The 17,432-nt window shown below is 68.2% G+C and carries 15 protein-coding genes; 8 read left to right on the forward strand and 7 right to left on the reverse strand.

Features of this window, described 5'->3' with window-relative positions; translation table 11 throughout:
• Positions 1 to 2 precede the first annotated feature (2 nt).
• Positions 3 to 500 carry an SUF system Fe-S cluster assembly regulator gene (locus Tchl_RS11115; protein WP_075148472.1) on the reverse strand — a complete coding sequence of 166 codons (498 nt, stop codon included), beginning with the start codon at positions 498 to 500 and terminating at the stop codon, positions 3 to 5.
• Positions 501 to 719: 219 nt separating this feature from the next.
• On the opposite strand from Tchl_RS11115, the gene Tchl_RS11120 reads away from it, so the two are divergent.
• From Tchl_RS11120 to Tchl_RS11130, 3 genes are all read left to right on the forward strand, one after another.
• Positions 720 to 926 carry a hypothetical protein gene (locus Tchl_RS11120; RefSeq protein ID WP_075148473.1) on the forward strand — a complete coding sequence of 69 codons (207 nt, stop codon included), beginning with the start codon at positions 720 to 722 and terminating at the stop codon, positions 924 to 926.
• A 116-nt stretch (positions 927 to 1,042) separates the two neighbouring features.
• Positions 1,043 to 1,630, forward strand: a complete 588-nt coding sequence (locus Tchl_RS11125) for a biliverdin-producing heme oxygenase (RefSeq protein WP_075148474.1) — start codon at positions 1,043 to 1,045, stop codon at positions 1,628 to 1,630.
• Entirely contained in the window at positions 1,627 to 3,639 is a 2,013-nt protein-coding gene (locus Tchl_RS11130; protein WP_075148475.1) for a sensor domain-containing diguanylate cyclase, read from the forward strand. The genes Tchl_RS11125 and Tchl_RS11130 overlap by 4 nt, the downstream gene beginning before the upstream one ends.
• Before the next feature lie 60 nt (positions 3,640 to 3,699).
• On the opposite strand, the gene gstA is transcribed toward Tchl_RS11130, so the two are convergent.
• The gene (gstA, locus tag Tchl_RS11135) at positions 3,700 to 4,305 is read right to left on the reverse strand and encodes a glutathione transferase GstA (protein WP_075148476.1); all 606 of its coding nucleotides are present in this window, start codon (positions 4,303 to 4,305) and stop codon (positions 3,700 to 3,702) included.
• A 31-nt stretch (positions 4,306 to 4,336) separates the two neighbouring features.
• The gene (locus tag Tchl_RS11140; protein WP_075148477.1) at positions 4,337 to 5,608 is read right to left on the reverse strand and encodes a bifunctional O-acetylhomoserine aminocarboxypropyltransferase/cysteine synthase; all 1,272 of its coding nucleotides are present in this window, start codon (positions 5,606 to 5,608) and stop codon (positions 4,337 to 4,339) included.
• 169 nt (positions 5,609 to 5,777) lie between these two features.
• Between Tchl_RS11140 and Tchl_RS11145 the strand changes: the two genes are divergently transcribed.
• From Tchl_RS11145 to Tchl_RS11160, 4 genes are all read left to right on the forward strand, one after another.
• Positions 5,778 to 5,990: a FitA-like ribbon-helix-helix domain-containing protein gene (locus Tchl_RS11145; RefSeq protein ID WP_075148478.1), complete on the forward strand. Its 213-nt coding sequence runs from the start codon at positions 5,778 to 5,780 to the stop codon at positions 5,988 to 5,990.
• Complete coding sequence (locus Tchl_RS11150) at positions 5,990 to 6,406, forward strand: type II toxin-antitoxin system VapC family toxin (protein WP_075148479.1); 417 nt, start codon at positions 5,990 to 5,992, stop codon at positions 6,404 to 6,406. The genes Tchl_RS11145 and Tchl_RS11150 overlap by 1 nt, the downstream gene beginning before the upstream one ends.
• Before the next feature lie 7 nt (positions 6,407 to 6,413).
• Positions 6,414 to 6,809, forward strand: a complete 396-nt coding sequence (locus Tchl_RS11155; protein ID WP_075148480.1) for a DUF423 domain-containing protein — start codon at positions 6,414 to 6,416, stop codon at positions 6,807 to 6,809.
• A 228-nt stretch (positions 6,810 to 7,037) separates the two neighbouring features.
• Positions 7,038 to 8,228: a class I SAM-dependent rRNA methyltransferase gene (locus Tchl_RS11160; RefSeq protein WP_075148481.1), complete on the forward strand. Its 1,191-nt coding sequence runs from the start codon at positions 7,038 to 7,040 to the stop codon at positions 8,226 to 8,228.
• Between the two features lie 139 nt (positions 8,229 to 8,367).
• On the opposite strand, the gene Tchl_RS11165 is transcribed toward Tchl_RS11160, so the two are convergent.
• From Tchl_RS11165 to Tchl_RS11180, 4 genes are all read right to left on the reverse strand, one after another.
• Positions 8,368 to 9,528 (reverse strand): response regulator, encoded by a 1,161-nt coding sequence (locus Tchl_RS11165; RefSeq protein WP_075148482.1) that lies wholly within the window; start codon positions 9,526 to 9,528, stop codon positions 8,368 to 8,370.
• A gap of 63 nt (positions 9,529 to 9,591) precedes the next feature.
• Positions 9,592 to 9,948 carry an Hpt domain-containing protein gene (locus Tchl_RS11170; protein ID WP_075148483.1) on the reverse strand — a complete coding sequence of 119 codons (357 nt, stop codon included), beginning with the start codon at positions 9,946 to 9,948 and terminating at the stop codon, positions 9,592 to 9,594.
• Between the two features lie 77 nt (positions 9,949 to 10,025).
• Positions 10,026 to 11,231, reverse strand: a complete 1,206-nt coding sequence (locus Tchl_RS11175) for an EAL domain-containing response regulator (RefSeq protein ID WP_075148484.1) — start codon at positions 11,229 to 11,231, stop codon at positions 10,026 to 10,028.
• A gap of 14 nt (positions 11,232 to 11,245) precedes the next feature.
• Positions 11,246 to 15,646, reverse strand: coding sequence for a PAS domain S-box protein (locus tag Tchl_RS11180; RefSeq protein ID WP_083945218.1), 4,401 nt, complete (start codon positions 15,644 to 15,646; stop codon positions 11,246 to 11,248).
• 359 nt (positions 15,647 to 16,005) lie between these two features.
• On the opposite strand from Tchl_RS11180, the gene gltX reads away from it, so the two are divergent.
• Positions 16,006 to 17,418, forward strand: coding sequence for a glutamate--tRNA ligase (gene gltX / locus Tchl_RS11185; protein ID WP_075148486.1), 1,413 nt, complete (start codon positions 16,006 to 16,008; stop codon positions 17,416 to 17,418).
• Positions 17,419 to 17,432: the final 14 nt, after the last annotated feature.

Genomic DNA, 17,432 nt, shown 5'->3' on the forward strand with positions numbered 1-17,432 from the left:
GGTCAGTCCTCCTGGTCTAGCCTGGTCAGGCGTGCCATTCCCGGGTGAGGCTCGGGGCCGTGCAGCCGGTGTTCGGTGATGCCGGCCGCCGGGCCGTGGGGGTGGATCATGTCGGCGACGCTGACATCCTGTAGCGCGCGCCGGACCACGCCGTTGATGCGCTGCCAGTTGTCGCGGATGCGGCAGCCCGTTTCCATCGAACATAGTCCGCTGCCGGCGCTGCACTCGGTGAGGCCGAAAGGCTGTTCCTCGAGCGCATCCACGATGTGCGCCATGTTGATCTGTTGTGGCGGGCGCGCGAGCGCATAGCCACCGCTGGCGCCGCGATGGCTGTTAACCAGGGCATGACGGCCGAGCGCCTTCAGTACCTTGCTCACGGTCGGCACCCCCAGCCCCAGCGTTTCGGCCAGTTCGGTGGCGCTGTGCAGGCGTTCCGGACGGCTGGCCATGTGGGCCAGGATCAGGGTGCCGTAGTCGGTGAGCTTGCTGATGCGCAACATGCCGGGGTATCCGCTTATGTTCGTGGCTAAACAGTACTAAAACAGTTCCGTATGGTCAAGCGTGATTTCCCCGCCTGCCGCGTGCGTCTCCTCGTCTTCGGTGTCGCGATTTATGATGGAAACGGATCAAGCGGGGGCGGGGCGGATGCTCGGGATGTCCCGGGGCGGTCGCGCCTGCAAAGGCACGCTGTGGACTTTGGAATTGGAGTCGGTTCGACGATGAAACTCATCCCCGGTCGTATCTATGCGGTCCGTTTGTGCAGCGGCGAGTTGCGGCGTTGGCGCTTCGACGGGGTGGATGGCAACGGGCTCGCCTGGTGGCAGGACGAAGAGACCGGGCTCGGTTTTTCCGAGGCCAGCCTGATGTACGCGTGGGAAATCGCCGCCGCGGAAAGCGGCTGCAGCGACGAGGATGGGGATGGCTGAGCGGGATTTTCTCCGTTGGCGCCATTTACGTATCATGATGATGGCAGCGTTGTGCGATTCCGGTGACTGCCCGCAAGGCGGATGCCCGTTTTTCCCCCTGGATCGTCTCTTTATTCATGACTCCGGACCTGCATACGCTGCTCAGGCAGCAGACCGCCGGTCTGCACCGCCGCCTGGACGGTGCGCCGGAACTGCTCGCGCTGATGCGCCCCGGGCTGACCCCGTCGGCCTACGCCGCCGCGCTTCGGCGCTACGCCGCCGCCCATGCCCGGGTGGAGCCCGTCCTCCAGGCGCTGGCGCCGGCCGGCCGGCCCGGCCTGCCGCCCTACCGTCCGCGCCTGCCGGCGCTGCAAGCCGATCTGGCAGCGCTGCAGGTGTCTCCGGCGGTGACGCCGGAGCCTACCGGGCCGGCCCCGGCGCTGGGGCCTGGCGCCTGCCTCGGCATCCGCTACGTCCTCGAAGGCTCGACGCAGGGCGCGCGCGTCATTGCCGCCCGCCTGGCCCGGCATCTGCCGCAGGGCTGCGAACAGGCCTTCGCCTTCTGGCGCTTTCAGGAGATCGCGGCGGCGGCCTGGCCGGCCCTGTGCGCCTGCCTCGACCGTCCTCCCCGTGATGCGCTCGAGCAGGCAGGCATCGTGCAGGGCGCACGGTTCGCTTTCGATACGTTCATCGACGTGTTTTTCGCTGCGGAGCCTCCATCGTGATCAATGCCCCGTTCGGTGACTGCAAGAGCGCTGCGCTTCACCTGGCCGACAGCATCCAGCCGTTCGGCGTACTGCTCGTCATCGAGCGCGAGGGTGGGCGCATCTGCGCCGTATCGGCCAATGTCGAAGCCTGGCTCGGCCTGTCCCCGCAGGGCTTGCTGGGGGCTCCGTGGTCTGCGGCCCTGCCCGCCGGGCTCCGGGCGCTGGTGGAGGCGTTGCCGGACGAGGCCGAAGGGCGGCAGGCGCCCGGATCACCGCAGGCGAGGCTGCGCGCCTTCCGCTGCAACGGACGCAGCCTGATCGCCGCGCTGCATCTTGCCGGGCCGCACCTCGTCCTCGAACTGGAAGCGGGGTGCGCGCCCGTGTTCGGGCAGCGTGAGCAGGTGCTGGCGCAGGGCGTGGCGGCACTGGCGGCGACCGACTCCGAGGAGGCCGCGGCGCGGGCCCTGATGCGGCAGGTGGCCGACGTCACCGGCTACGACCGGGTGATGCTGTACCGGTTTCTGCCGGACTGGCACGGCAAGGTGATCGACGAAGTCCTGCGCCCCGGCGTGGAAGGTTTCCTCGGGCTGCATTTCCCCGCCGGGGATGTGCCTGCCAATGCCCGCCGCCTGTACCTGGTGAAGCGCCAGCGGGTCATCGCCGATGTCGATGCCGAGCCGGTGCCGGTGCTCTCCGCGGTCGACGGCCTGAGCGTCGATCTCACCCATGCCGAACTGCGCGCAGTCCATCCGGTGCACGTGCAATACCTCAAGAACATGGGGGTGGCGGCTTCGTTCAGCGTATCGGTGGTGGCTGCCGGCCGGCTCTGGGGCTTGATCGCCTGTCATCACCTGGAGCCGAAGGCGGTGTCCTTCGCCGACCGCCAGCTGTGCGAGCAGCTGGCCACGGTGGCCGCGATCCACATGAGCGACCTGCAGCGCCTGGCGTACGAGCAGGCCCGCCACGCCCATCATCTGGCTCGCGCACGGCTCAGGCTGGAACTGCAGGCGAGCGGTGGCGGCAGGCACGCCATCGCCACCCAGCTCGAACGGATGCGCGGCGCCTTCGGTGCGCAAGGGGGCTGGGCGCGGCTCGACGGGCGGGACCATTACAGCGGTGATGTCCCCGATGAAGCCAGCCTGAGCGTGCTGCAGCGCTGGCTCGACCGTCTCGGGGGCGAGAAGGTTTCGTCCTACGACGTTCTCCCCGCGGCGCTGGAAGTGAATCCGGCGCTGCTCCGCCTGGCCAGCGGCCTGCTCTACCTCCCGCTGGGCGGGCAGGATTTCGTCGTGCTGCTGCGCGTCGAGCAGCCGGAAAACGTCGCCTGGGCCGGTGGGCCCGCCGCGCCCCCGGAGAGCGGTGCTCCACCGCTTGGGCTCGGCCCGCGGACTTCGTTCCGGGTCTGGCGCGAGCAGACCCGCGGCCGGGCGAGCCCGTGGCTGGATACCGACATCGAGGCCGCTGCCTTGCTGCGTGCAATGCTGCTCGAACACGGTGAGCGCCTGGACCTGGAACGCATGGCGCTGACCGACCCGCTGACCGGGCTGTGCAACCGCGCGATGTTCGAGCGCAAGCTGCAGGAAGCGGTGGACCTCGGCGTGCGCGGCAACGACCTGTCGGCGCTCCTGATGATCGATCTCGACCGCTTCAAGCCGGTCAATGACCGCTATGGCCACCCGGTCGGCGATGCGCTGCTGGTCGAAGTCGCCGAGCGTCTGCGCCGCCACGTGCGCGGACGCGACGTGGTCGCCCGGCTCGGCGGCGACGAATTCGCCGTGATCCAGTTCCACGCCGGCAGCGAGCGCGACGTCGAAGCCGCCGCCGCCCGCATCCTCGATGCGATCCGTGCGCCTTACGCGGTGCTCGGCCACCGCGTCGAGATCGGCGCCAGCATCGGCGCCGCGCTGTGCCCGCGGGACGCCGCCGAGCCGCAGGCGCTGGTCAAACTTGCCGATCTTGCGCTCTACCGGGTCAAGCACGGCGGCCGGGACGGGTTCCGCCTGTTCGACAGCAGCATGCTGGCCTGAGCGCCGCGGCCGCCCCGGCGACTTCGGCGCAGCCGTCGGGGCGGGCCTCCTGCGGAACGCTTAGACCAGCCCTTCCGCCTTCAGCGCGGCGCGCACCGCCGGGCGCGCGGCGACGCGGTCCAGGCAGGCGGTGACGTTCGGCCAGGGCGCGAGATCGAGGCCGATGTATTTCGCCCAGCTCAGCACGGTGAACAGATAGGCGTCGGCGACGCTGAAATCCTCCCCCAGCAGATAGGCGCGGCCGGCGAGCTGGCTGTCGGCGTAGCCGAGGCGGCGCTCGAGGTTGGCGCGTGCGGCCTGTTTCCAGTCGTCCCCCGCGGCCGGATTGAAGAAGGGGCTGAAGGACTTGTGCACCTCGGTGCCGATGAAGCCCAGCCAGCTTTGCAGGCGGTAGCGTTCGAGCGTGCCGTTGGCCGGCGCGAGCTTCTTTTCGGGGGCGAGATCGGCCAGGTACTGGACGATCGCCGGCAGCTCGGTCAGCACTTCGCCGCTGTCGAGCTGCAGCGCCGGTACGTAGCCCTTGGGGTTGATCGTGGTGTAGTCCGCACCGCCGGCGGTGCGCCGGGTGCCGAGATCGACGGTTTCGGTAGTGTAGGGAAGGCCGGCTTCCTCGAGCACGATGTGCGGGGTCAGCGAGCAGGCGCCGGGCTTGATGTACAGCTTCATGGGTGGATCCTTGCGAAGGAGAAGGGCGGGTTCAGGCGGCGGCGAGGGCCTGGTCGAGGTCGGCGATCAGGTCGTCGATGTGCTCGATGCCGATCGACAGGCGCACCATGTCCGGCGACACCCCGGCCTTGGCCAGTTCGGCGGGCGAGAGCTGGCGGTGGGTGGTGGACGCCGGATGGCAGGCGAGCGATTTGGCGTCGCCAATATTGACCAGGCGGGTGATCAGCCCGAGCGCGTCCTGGAAGCGGCCGCCGGCTTCGAAGCCGCCGCGGACGCCGAACGACAGGATGCCCGAGGCGCGTCCGCCCATGTACTTCTGCACCAGGCCGTGGTCGGCGTGGTCGGGCAGGCCGGCGTAGTTCACCCATTCGACCTTGGCGTGCTGCTGCAGGTAGCGGGCGATCTTCAGCGTGTTCTCGCAGATCCGGTCCATGCGCAGCGCCAGGGTCTCGATCCCCTGCAGGATCAGGAAGGTATTGAACGGCGAGATCGCCGCGCCGGTGTTGCGCAGCGGCACCACACGCGCCCGGCCGATGTAGGCCGCGGCGCCCAGCGCCTCGGTATAGACCACGCCGTGGTAGGAGACGTCGGGCTCGTTGAGGCGGTGGAAACGCGTCTTGTGTTCGGCCCACGGAAACTTGCCGGAATCGACGATGACGCCGCCGATCGAGTTGCCGTGACCGCCGAGGTACTTGGTCAGGGAATGGACGACGATGTCGGCGCCGTGCTCGAAGGGGCGGCACAGGTAGGGCGAGGGCACGGTGTTGTCGACGATCAGCGGGATCCCCGCCTGGTGGGCGATCCCGGCCAGGCGACCGATGTCGGTGATGTTGCCGAGCGGGTTGCCGACCGACTCGCAGTAGATCGCCTTGGTGCGCTCGTCGATCAGGGCAGCGAAGGAATCCGGGTCGCGGTAGTCGGCGAAGCGCACTTCGATGCCGAACTGGGGGAAGGTGTGGGCGAACAGGTTGTAGGTGCCGCCGTACAGCGTCGCCGCCGAGATGATGTTGTCGCCGGCTTCGGCGATGGTCTGGATGGCGTAGGTGATCGCCGCCATGCCCGAAGCCACCGCGAGCGCGCCGACGCCGCCTTCGAGCTGGGCCACGCGCTGTTCGAGCACCGCGGTGGTCGGGTTCATGATCCGGGTGTAGATGTTGCCCTGCACCTTGAGATCGAACAGGTCGGCGCCGTGCTGGGTGTCGTCGAAGGCGTAGGAGGTGGTCTGGTAGATCGGCACCGCGACCGCCTTGGTGGTGGGGTCGGGCGAATAGCCGCCGTGCACGGCGATGGTTTCGAGCTTCATGGGGGTAGGTCTCCTCGTTGGACGTGCCGGGGAGTATAGCCAGCGTGCGGCGGAAGTCGAAACAGGCCGGGTCTGGGTGCTCTGACTTGGTGGTGAGGCGCGGGAAACCACTTTGCAATGCCCGGGTTCGCCGCTATATTGCAAGCATTGCAATCATCTGGAGTTTACGATGGCGACCAGTCTAGTCGTTCGAAACATCGAGCCCGCCGTCGCGCAAGCCCTGAAAGAGGCGGCGGCACGGCATGGCCGAAGTGCCGAGGCAGAGCATCGGGAGATTCTGCGCGCGGCGCTCGCCCGACCGGTGCGCCGGACCTTCAAGGACGTGCTGGCGAGCATGCCCGACGTGGGGGCCGATAAAGATTTCAATTGCAGGCAGGGCTGATGTACTTGCTTGACACCAACATCATCAGTGAGCTGCGCAAGGGAGCATGTGCCAATGCCGGCGTGACCGCCTTTTTTGCGACCCTGGCAGCGGAGGACATTTATCTGTCGGTGCAGACCATTGGCGAGCTTCGCCGCGGCCTCGAGCACATCCGTCACCGCGGCGACCGCGAGCAGGCCGCCCGACTCGAGACCTGGCTGGATGGCGTGGTTGCCGGCTACGCAGACCGTATCCTGGGTTTTGACGTCGACTGTGCTCAGCTTTGGGGTTCGCTCATGTCGCCCAGTCCACAGCATCCCATCGACAAGCAGATTGCCGCCATCGCCCTCATTCATGACCTGATGGTCGTCACCCGTAACACGGACGACTTCAGGCCGACCGGTGTGCGTTGCATCAATCCGTTCTGCTCGAACTGAGCTTGCGATGAACCGTATTTTTCTTTTCATCGGCGCGCTGTCGGCGTGCATTGCCGTGGGGCTGGGCGCGTTCGGCGCCCATGGGCTGCGCGGGCGGCTGGAGGCGGACATGCTGGCGGTGTTCGAGACCGGGGTGCGCTACCAGATGTACCACGCGCTCGCGCTGGTCGCGCTCGGCCTGGCGCAGCGGCCTGAACCCGGCCGGCTGGCCGCGGCGGCGGGCGGCCTGTTCATCGCCGGGTCGCTGTGCTTTTCCGGCAGCCTGTACCTGATCACGCTCGCCGGTGCGCGGGGCATCGGACTGGTGACGCCGGCCGGCGGCCTGATGCTGCTTGCGGGCTGGCTGGTGCTGGCGCTGGCCGCGCTGAAGTCCGCGCGCACGGCGCCGCCGCCAGGCGGCTGAGGCGGGCGCAGGACCCGGGCTGCGCCGGGGGGCGGCACATCCGGCAGCGCGCGCGGGGTGGGCGGGGCGTTTGCCGGGCCAGGCGCAGCGCGAAGGGGAACGGGCGGGCGGGGTGCATCGCGGCGGGGTACAGGCTTGCGCGCCGGCTATGGGCACAGGCTATGGGCGAGTGCGGTGCGAGCCGGTACACTGCGCCGCCTTACTTGTGCGATATCGTCCGGAGTCCGCATGGCCCAGCTCATTCTCAAGCCCGGCAAGGAACGTTCGCTGTTCCGCCGCCACCCCTGGATCTTCGCCGGCTCGGTCGAGCGCCTGGAGGGTCGTGCGCGGCCGGGCGACACGGTGACGGTGCTGGCGGCCGAGGGCAAGGCGCTGGCCCGTGCCGCGTTCTCGCCCGCTTCGCAGATCCGCGCCCGGGTGTGGAGTTTCGATGCCGAGGCGGCGATCGACCATGCCTTCTTCAAGCGCGTGGTGGCCGCTTCGGTCGCGCGCCGGGCGGCGATTCCGGCGCTGCGCGGGGAGGACGGTGTGCGCCTGATCCACGGCGAATCGGACGGCCTGCCGGGCGTGATCGCGGACCGCTATGGCGAGGTGGTGGTGCTGCAGCTCACCAGCGCGGGCGCCGACAAATGGCGCGAGGCGATCGTCGCCGGGCTGGTGCAGGCCACCGGCTGCGCGGCGGTGTACGAGCGTTCCGATTCCGAGGTGCGCGCACTCGAAGGGCTGGAGCCGCGCACCGGCTGCGTGCATGGCGTGCTGCCTGAGGGCGGGCTCTCGATCGTCGAACACGGTGTGCGCATGGAGGTGGACGTCGAAGGCGGGCACAAGACCGGCTTCTACCTCGACCAGCGCGCCAACCGGCTACTCACCGGCCAGCTTGCCGCCGGGCGCGAGGTGCTCAACTGCTTCTGCTACACCGGCGGTTTCTCGCTGCAGGCGCTCGCCGGCGGGGCGGCCTCGGTGCTCTCGATCGACTCCTCCGCCCCGGCGTTGGCGTCGGCACGGCGCAATCTCGCGCTCAACCCGCAGCTCGACGCCGGCCGCGCCGAATGGCGCGAGGCCGACGTGTTCAAGGCCCTGCGCGCGCTGAAGGACGAAGGCCGGCGCTTCGACCTGATCGTGCTCGACCCGCCCAAGTTCGCTCCTTCGGCGGCGCATGCCGAGCGCGCGGCGCGCGCCTACAAGGACATCAACCTGTTCGGCTTCCGCCTGCTCAACCCGGGCGGCATCCTGATGACGTATTCGTGCTCGGGCGGCATCGGCCAGGAACTGTTCCAGAAGATCGTCGCTGGCGCCGCGATCGACGCTGGCGTCGATGCGCGCATCCTCTACCGCCTGGCGGCTGCGCCCGACCACCCGATCGGGCTGGCGGTGCCCGAAGGCGAATACCTGAAGGGGCTGGCCTGCCAGGTGGAATGAGGCCATCGCCAGCGGCCGGCCCCGCGGCCCCGGGTGAAGCCGAAGCGCGCGGATCGGGCCGCGCCGGAGGGGCGGGCGGGGCGCAGCGAGGCCGGGCCGCCGGCGCATTTTCGCGCGCCGGCGGGGTGTCCACGGAAGGCTAGGCGAGGAGCTTGTCGAGCTTGCCCAGCAAGGTGGCGCGATCGAACGGCTTGGCGATGAAGTCGTTGGCGCCGGCCTTGAGGCTGGCTTGGACGGTGTGCTTGTCGCTCTTTCCGGTGAGCATGACGAAAGGAATTTTTGCCAGCGCGGGCATCTTGCGGAAGCGGGGCAAGGCCTGCACGCCGCTGATCCCCGGCATCAGGATGTCGAGCAGCACGAGGTCGGGCGTGGTGTCACGGAGAATCCGCAATGCCTCGGTGACGTCGTAGGCCACGGTCAGTTCGTATGCGGACGGTTCGAGCTGGTGGACGACCGTCTTGTGCACGAACTCGTCGTCATCGATCAGGAGGATGCGTGGGCGCACATCCTTGACCATCGCCTTGAGGGCGCGGGCCGACTCGATGTGCGGTGTGCAGTCGTGCTGCAGTTGCTCGGCCCACTGGCGCACTGGCCGGACCGCTTCGGTGAGGCCCTTGAAGTACTCGCGCAACTCGTTCTGCTTGAGTTGGGCGATGTCTTCCTGCAGGTTCTGGAGCGCTTCGGGGTCGTCGTGGGCCGCCTGGTCGGCGCGACGGTGCAGGTGATCCAGCGCGCTGCCGATACTTTGCTCGGCCAGAATGACGGCATCATCGACCGAAGCGATGTGCCGGTTGCCTTCGCCCGCTTGCTGCTCGAGCAGTTCTTCGAGGCCGACGATCGACCGCGCCTGCCGGGCGAACTCGCCGAGTAGCGGGGGGGTACGCTTGAGCGCCTGCTGTTCGCGCAGGGCGTTATGGACCGACATGCGCAGGCGCGGGACGTCATACGTCATCGGCCAGAACATCACGTAGTCGTCGAAGACCGCCTTGCGGCACAGTGCGTAGGCGTCCTGAACGCTGAGCTTGTTGCACAGGACGACGGTGCGGTGCGGCTGCAGATGGATCTTTTCGCTGAGCCGATAAAGTTCCAGGTAGAACTCTTCGGACTTGTTCAGCGTCTTGAAGGCCAGCACCAGGACGTCGGGCGGTCGCAGGTCGAAGAACCCGACGCGCTGCTCCGGGTCCAGCGACAGGAGGACATGCTCGAACTCCGGCGCGAGCTGCTTGCCGATGATGGTGGCGTCGTTGTGATCGTCGGTGACGATCATGATGGTCGCAGGAATTCTCTTGGTGGGGGTCATCTGTACAGTCGTTCCGACAGGTTGACGGGACGGTCTGGTCCCTGTGGATCGGGGCGTGACATTTCAGGCAAGCAGCCGGTCGATCCGGCCGGCCACAGTGTGAAGTTCGCGCTCCAGCGCCTCGATCGAGGTCTTCAGTTCTGCGATCGGCCGGCCCTGTCCGGCCTCGACCTCGAGACGGGCGCTCGACTCCCCGAGGGCCATCGCGCCGACTGTGCGGGCGTTGGATTTGAGGCGGTGGGCGAGACCGGAGATGCGCTCAAGCTCTCCGGCCTGGAGGGCGGCTTGCAGCGCTTCGAGGGCCGTGGTCGCCACCCGGCGGAAGTCGGCGAGGAAGTCGGCGATGACTTCCGGCTCGTCGCCGACCACCGCCTTGAGCATGTCGAGGTCGAGAACAGGGCTGGCCGTCGTTTGCTTCATGTCGTTCTCCTTGGCGGGGCTGGGTGTGCGCTGCGCGAGGGCATTTCGCTAAAGGGGGGCGGCCGCCGGCTGCGTTTTCAAAAGAGATTGTGGGCCGGATTGAAGGAGGCGCGGCCGATCTCCCGGTCGTGGAGCCAGGCAAGCAACTGCTCGACCGGCAACGCCCGGGTGATGAACCAGCCCTGGGCGATGTCGCAGCCGGCTGCGCGCAGATGGTTCCAGTCGTCGTGGTCTTCGATGCCTTCGGCGACGGTCTTCATGCCCAGTTTGCGGGCCATGTCGAGGCTGGCGTCGAGAATGGTGCGCAGGTCATCGTCGCGCCAGGCGCCATGGACGAAGCTGCGGTCGATCTTCAGCTCGGTGAAAGGGATGTCGCGCAATTGGGTGAGGGAAGAGTGGCCGGTGCCGAAGTCGTCGATCGACAGGCCGACGCGCTTCAGGCGCAGGCGGGTGAGGATGTCCAGTGCCGCCTGGCGGTTTTTCATCAGGCGGCTCTCGGTGACTTCGAGGATCAGCGTGCTCGGCGCCACTCCGGCGGCCGAGGCTTCCTGCTCGATGAATTCGGGGAAGTCCAGACGCACGAGGTTATCCATCGACACGTTGATCGCCAGCTGCAGGGCGTGACCCTGCAGCTGGCAGCGCCGGGCATCGCACAGCGCACGGTGCAGCACCGCGCGCATCAGTGCATCGATCAGGCCGTGATCCTCGGCTGCCGCGATGAATCGATCCGGATAGACCAGCCCGTCTTCCGGGTGCTGCCAGCGCACCAGCGCTTCCACGCCGACCACCGCTCCGCTGCGCAGATCGACCTTGGGTTGGTAATGGTTGACCAGCTGCCCGGCGGCGATGCCGTGTGCCAGTTCGTCGGCGCCGTAGGGGGCAGCGGGCGCGAGGCATTCCTCGCTGGCCTCCGGTAGTGCCTGCAGCAGCCGCTGCAGCTGCTCGTTGGACACGGGCTTGTAGAGCGTGCCCGCGACCCGCAGGCGGTCGGCCCGTGCCAGGCGCTCCGCGCTTTGCAGGATGCGTTCGTCCTCGCCGCTGATCAGTACCAGGGCACCACGGTAGCCGATGCGGACGAGGTGGCGGATGAACTCGACACCGTCCATTTCGGGCATCTGCAGATCACAGAAGATCAGCTCGGCCGCGCCGGGCTCGCGTTCCAGGTGCTCGACCGCGCTGCGTGCACGCCCGTACAGTGTGACTTCGGTGAACCCGAGTGCCTGCAGCTGGCGATTCATCAACCGGCAGATGAAGGGGTCGTCGTCGACTATCAGGATTTTCATCGCGCTCGTCTCATTCAGGCCGGTTGTTCGCCGGCCAGCTGCTGTTCTATTTGTCGTCGCGTGGCGGCGTGGATGCTGCGGAATTCGCTGGTGCAGTGCGCCAGGGTGGCGCTATCGGCCGCTTTTGCGGTCTGTTCCAGCAGGCTGCACAGCTGCGCCAGGCGTTGGGCACCGACGGCCCGGGAAGACGACTTCAGGCGATGGGCGAGGGCGCCCATGGCGGCGTGGTCCCCGCATCCGAAGCTGTCTTCGAGTTCGATGGCCAGTGCATCGAGCGATTCGACATAGTCGTGAAGGACTTCGGCGGCCATCTGCCGGTCGCCCCCGACCAGGGTGTCCAGCGCCTGCGTATCGAGCAGGATCTCCTCGACCGGTGCGGCGGCGCCGGGTTGAGTGATCTTGGCGGGTTCGGCGGCGGCGGTCGTGTGCGGCAGCCAGCGCTCGAGTGCCGCTTTCAGCGTGGCAAGCCGGATTGGCTTGGTCAGGTATTCGTCCATTCCGGCCGCTTTGGCTCGTGTGGCTTCATCGCGCAAGGCATTCGCGGTGAGGACCAGGATCGGGATGCGCCGCTCGCCGTTTTCCTCGCGGCGGATGCACCCGGCGAGCTGGTAGCCGTCCATCTCCGGCATGTGCAGGTCGGTCAGCAGCAGGTCGTAGGGTGCATCACGCCACCTCTCCAGGGCTTCGACGCCGTTGCGGGCAATCTCGCAGTGATGGCCGAGCAAGGCCAGCTGGTGCTGGATTACCTTGCGGTTCACCGCATCGTCTTCGGCGACCAGGATGCGGTGGCTGCGTCCGTCGCCCCGTGCCGACGGGGCTGGTGGTGGCGTAGGGTCGATGCTGGCCGGGGGGCTGGCCGGCTCCAGCGGCAGGCGGACGCTGAATAGCGACCCTCGCCCCGGGCAACTGTCGACGCCGATTTCGCCATTCATCAGGTCGACCAGGCGCTTGCAGATCGCCAGGCCCAGGCCGGTGCCGCCGAAGCGGCGGGTGGTCGAGCTTTCGGCCTGGGTAAAGGGGGTGAACAGATTGCGCTGATGCGCTGCGCTGATGCCGATGCCGTTGTCCTCGACTTCGAGGACCACCTGCAGCGGAGTGGCGGCCCGCACCCGGGCGCGCACGTGGATTCGGCCGCGGCCGGCGCTGGGGTTGCGTTCGGTGGAAGAGAACTTGATCGCGTTGCCGACCAGGTTGCAGAGGATCTGCCGCAGGCGCAGCGGGTCGGCGTGGATCCACCGTGGCATCCCGGCTTCCACGTGTACCTCGAGATCGACGCCTTTGGCCTCGGCGAGCGGTATCAGGGTGCGGCCCTGCTCTTCCAGCAGGGCGGGGAAATCGACCGTCTCCTGACCGATCTCCAGCTTGCCGGCTTCGATCTTCGAGAAGTCGAGGATGTCGTCGATGATGCTGAGCAGATTGCCCGCCGACTCGCGGATGGTCTTCACCAGATCGGCCTGCTGGAGGTTCAGATCATCCTGGGCGAGCACGTCGATCAGGCCGATCACGCCGTTCATCGGCGTGCGGATCTCGTGGCTCATGGCGGCGAGGAAGGCCGACTTGGCGCGGCTGGCCTGCTCGGCGTCCTCGCGGGCCTGGGTGAGACTGGCGATCAGCGCCCGGCGCTCGCGGATGTCGCGCAAGGTGCCGATGAACAGGTGCTCGCCGTCGATGCGGTACTCGGACACGCTCAGCTCCAGGCTGACCGCCGTGCCGTTCTTGTGGCGCCCGGTCACTTCGCGGCTGGAGCCGATGATGTGGCGTTCGCCGCTCTGCAGGTAGCGTGCCAGGTAGCCGTCATGCTGGTCACGGTGGGGACTGTCCATCAGGCAGGAGACGTTGCGCCCGAGCAGTTCCGCGGGGGTGTAGCCGAGCAGCGGCTCGATCGCCGGGTTGACGCGACGGATGGTGCCGTGGCGGTCGATGGTGATCACGCATTCGAGCAGGTGATCGAGAACCGCGCGGATTTCCTCCTTTTTGGCTTCCAGCTCGGTCAGGGTCCGGCTGCGCTCCTCGATGCGCTGCTGCAGCTCGGCATTGAGCTCGGTGAGCTGCCGCGCGGCGCGGTGCTGCTCGGTCATGTCCCGCGCGGTGGCGAACAGCAGCTGGCCCGGCTGGGGCAGGGCCTTCCAGCTCAGCCAGCGCCAGGAGCCGTCCTTGCAGCGGTAGCGGTTCTCGAAGCCCAGCGTGCTGTTGTTGTTATGCGCCAGGTGCTGCAGCTCGTGGCGGGTGGCGGGAATGTCGTCGGGATGGACGAAGTCGAACATCGGGCGACTGAGCAGTTCCTCCTCGCTCCAGCCCAGGATCCGGGTGAAGGCGGGGTTGACGCTCTTGAAATGGCCGTCGGTGGAGGCGATGCAGAACAGGTCGAGGGAGAGGTTGAAGAAGCGGTCGTGCTGCTCTTCGGCACGGATGCGCGCGCTGATGTCGTTGAGCAGGATCAGCGAGCCGAGGCGCCCGCCGTGCAGGTAAGGCACCGAGCTGAGCTCGGCCCAGGAATAGGAGCCGTCCAGGCGGTGATAGTGGATCACCGTCGGGTTGGGAGCGGGCAGCCCTTTGCTGCGCAGTTCGGTGCGCTCGCGAATGATGTCGCGGCTGTCGGGGTGAACGAAATCGATGAGGGCGCGGCCCAGCAGCTGATCGGCGGAACGGGCGCCGAACATCGCCAGGGTGCGGGTGTTGACGAACATGAAGCGGCCATCGCACTGCACCAGGATGCCAAGGGGCGAGAGCTCGATCAGCTGGCGGTAGCGTTCTTCGCTCAGATGCAGGGCGCGCTCGGCCGCCGAGCGGGCGTCGAGTTCGCTGCGCAGCTGAGCGGTGCGCTCGCTGACCTCGCGGTTGATAAGGGCGTGGCGGCCGGTACTGCTGAGGGTGGCGAAGGCCGCGAGCAGCGCGGTGAGCAGGGTGAAGCCGAGGAAGAGACGCTCCTCGCTGCTCGGGCCGGGCAGGCGGGGCGGGCTGTCGGGCTGCATTTCCAGGCGCCAGGTGCGGCTGCCGAAGTGGAACTCGCGCCGCCAGTCGGGGCTGGCGCCGCTGCGCAGGCCGTCGATCAGCGGGTGTGGCGGGTTGTCCCGGGTAATGTCGGTGATGCGCACGGCGAGGCCTTGTGCGCGGGCGCGTTCGACCAGCGGGGCGAACAGCTGCGGGATGTCGACGACGCCGGCCACGTAGCCGGCGGGGTGCTGCGGCCGTTCGCCGCCGGCCTGTCGCCACACCGGGATGTAGGCCAGCGAGGCGTGGCGCCCGGTGCGCGGCAGATGAATCCGGTCGGAGGCGACGGCGATGCCGTTGTCGCGGGCGGTGGCCATTGCCTGGCGGCGTAACGGATCGAAGCCGTGGTCGAGGCCGAGGACGTCGCGGCTGACGGCGAACGGCTCGCTGTACAGGATCGGAAAGTATTCGGCGCGGCGACTGGCGGGCTGGAGTTCTCCCTGATCGTCCAGTTCGGCGATGCGGAAGGTCTCGAAGCCTTCGGCGAGCATCGATGCTTCGAAGCCGCTGCGCTGGGCGGCGGTGATGCGCGGCGCCCAGTCCACCGAAAGGATCGCCGGGTGATCGAGAAAGCTGTGGGCGTATTCGCGGAATTCTTCGCGCGTGACTTCACGGCTGGCGGTGAAGAAGTGGGCCAGTCCCTGGAGCGGCAGCAGCGTTTCGACGATGGCCTGGGTTTCATTGTCGCTGATGACTTCCATCAGGGCGTGGGTCTGGCTGCGCGCGCGCAGGTCTATGAGTTGCGCCAGACCGAGATGGCCGAGCACCAGCAGCGCGGTGGTGACGATCAGCGGCAGGGCGAAGCGGTAGCTGCCGCCGCCAAGCACCCGGAAGGGGTGGGCGCCCGGCCACAGCAGCAGGCTCAGCGGGGCGAACAGCAGCACGCCGAGGGTGTCTCCCGACCACCAGCGCAGCCATTCGTCGAGCAGCGCGGCCTCCTCGAGCCGGCCACCGAAGAAGCGGATGGCGGTGCTCAATGAGGCGGAAAGGAGGCAGGCCAGCGGTCCTGCGCCGATCAGGACGCGGCCCAGCCTCCAGTCGTGGGCGAACGGCAGGTCGTTGCGGAAATAGCGGCGCGCCAGCCAGGCGCCGAGCAGGGCCTGGGCGGTGACTGCGCTCGCGATCAGCGCCGCGAGTCCGGCGCCGGCCGCGGAAGGATCGAACCAGAGATTGGTCGATAGCCCGCTGAGCCAGACCCCCGGCCAGCAGCGCGGCCCCCAGATCAGCAGGGCGGCGACCGCAACCCCAGCGGCGGGCCATACCGGGGAGGCGTACCCCGAGGAAAGGGGCAGTACCATCGCGGCGCCCCCGGCGAGGGCGTAGAGGAGGGCGACGATCAGGCAGCGGCGCAGGTGCGCAATCGGGGAGATGGGCGTGTCGGCTGGCGCCCTACCCAGTGCGGCCTTCATCGCGTTGTGATTCATTCATCGGCCAGTCGGTCGTGTTTTTGCGGGCCCGGATCATATCAAGCATGTCTGTGGATGCCGAAGGAACTTTTTCACGCTGGCGGAGCGGTCGTTTGCGGAACCGGCTCGGCAGCCTCGCCGCAAAGCCACGCGCTTGCGGGGTGTGCGACAGGAGCGATTCGGGCGGGGGGCGTGGCCTTGGTCCATCCGCCCGGCCGCTGCGGTGGCAGAAGGGTGGATCGGCCCTCGGGGCGGCATCAGGAGTAAAATCGCTCCCTTTGCGTTCGGCCCTTTCGCGGTCCGGGCTGTTGCATCCGGCCCTTGCCCCGTGTCCCGGACGCCCTCGATCCTTTCCTCCTGCCGATCTTCCGACCCCTATGCCCGCAACGCCTGCCTCCCGTCCCGTTCGCACCCGTTTTGCCCCCAGCCCGACCGGCTACCTGCACATCGGCGGCGCCCGCACCGCGCTGTTTTCCTGGGCGTATGCCCGCCGCCACGGCGGGGCCTTCATCCTGCGCATCGAGGACACCGACGTCGCCCGCTCGACCCCGGCGGCGCTGCAGGCCATCCTCGACGGCATGCGCTGGCTCGGCCTCGCGCACGACGAAGGCCCGTTCTACCAGATGCAGCGCATGGAGCGGTACAAGGACGTGATCCGCCAGATGCTCGCCGCCGGCACCGCCTACCCCTGCTACATGGCGGCGGAAGAACTCGACCGCCTTCGCGAGGAACAGCGCGCCCGCGGCGAGAAGCCGCGCTACGACGGGCGCTGGCGCCCCGAGGCGGGCAAGATCCTGCCGCCGCCGCCCGAAGGCGTGCAGCCGGTGGTGCGCTTCCGTAACCCGACGACAGGCGTGGTGGCGTGGGACGACCTGGTCAAGGGCCGTATCGAGATCGGTAACGCCGAGCTCGACGACTTCATCATCGCCCGCGCCGACGGCACGCCGACCTACAACTTCTGCGTGGTGGTGGACGACTGGGACATGGGCATCACCCACGTCATCCGTGGCGACGACCACGTCAACAACACCCCGCGTCAGATCAACGTGCTGCAGGCGCTCGGTGCCGAAGTGCCGCTGTACGCCCACCTGTCGATGATCCTCGGCGACGACGGCACCAAGCTCTCCAAGCGCCACGGCGCGGTGAGCGTGATGCAGTACTTTGATGACGGCTATCTGCCCGAAGCGGTGATCAACTACCTCGCGCGCCTGGGCTGGAGCCACGGCGACGCTGAAGTCTTCAGCCGTCAGCAGTTCGTCGAGTGGTTCGACCTCGACCACATCACGCCCTCGGCGGCGCAGTTCAACACCGAAAAGCTCAACTGGCTCAACGCCCAGTACCTGAAGAAGGCCGACGACGCCTTCCTCGCCGCCGAAGTCGCCAACCGCCTGGCCCGGCGCGAAGTCGATCCGGAAACCGGGGTGTCCCTGGAAGCGGTGGTGGCGCTGTACAAGGACCGGGTCGCCAACCTCAACGAACTGGCCGACGCGGTCGAGCTGTTCGTCGCCGAGGTGCATCCGGCGCCGGAAGTGATCGGCCAGCACCTGACCGAGCCCGCCCGCGCCGCGCTCGCCAGCCTGCGCCGCCGCCTCGCCGAGGTCGCCTGGGACAAGGCTGCACTGGCGCAGGCGATCAAGGACACGATGGCCGAGCACAGCCTGAAGATGCCGCAGGTGGCGATCCCGCTGCGCGTCGCCGTGCTCGGCGTGGCGCAGACGCCCGCGATCGACGCGGTGCTCGAAGTGCTGGGGCGCGAACGCGTGCTCGCGCGCCTCGATCGCCACCTCTGATTTCCGCCCGCGAT

The organism is Thauera chlorobenzoica, from assembly GCF_001922305.1.
GTDB lineage: Bacteria > Pseudomonadota > Gammaproteobacteria > Burkholderiales > Rhodocyclaceae > Thauera > Thauera chlorobenzoica.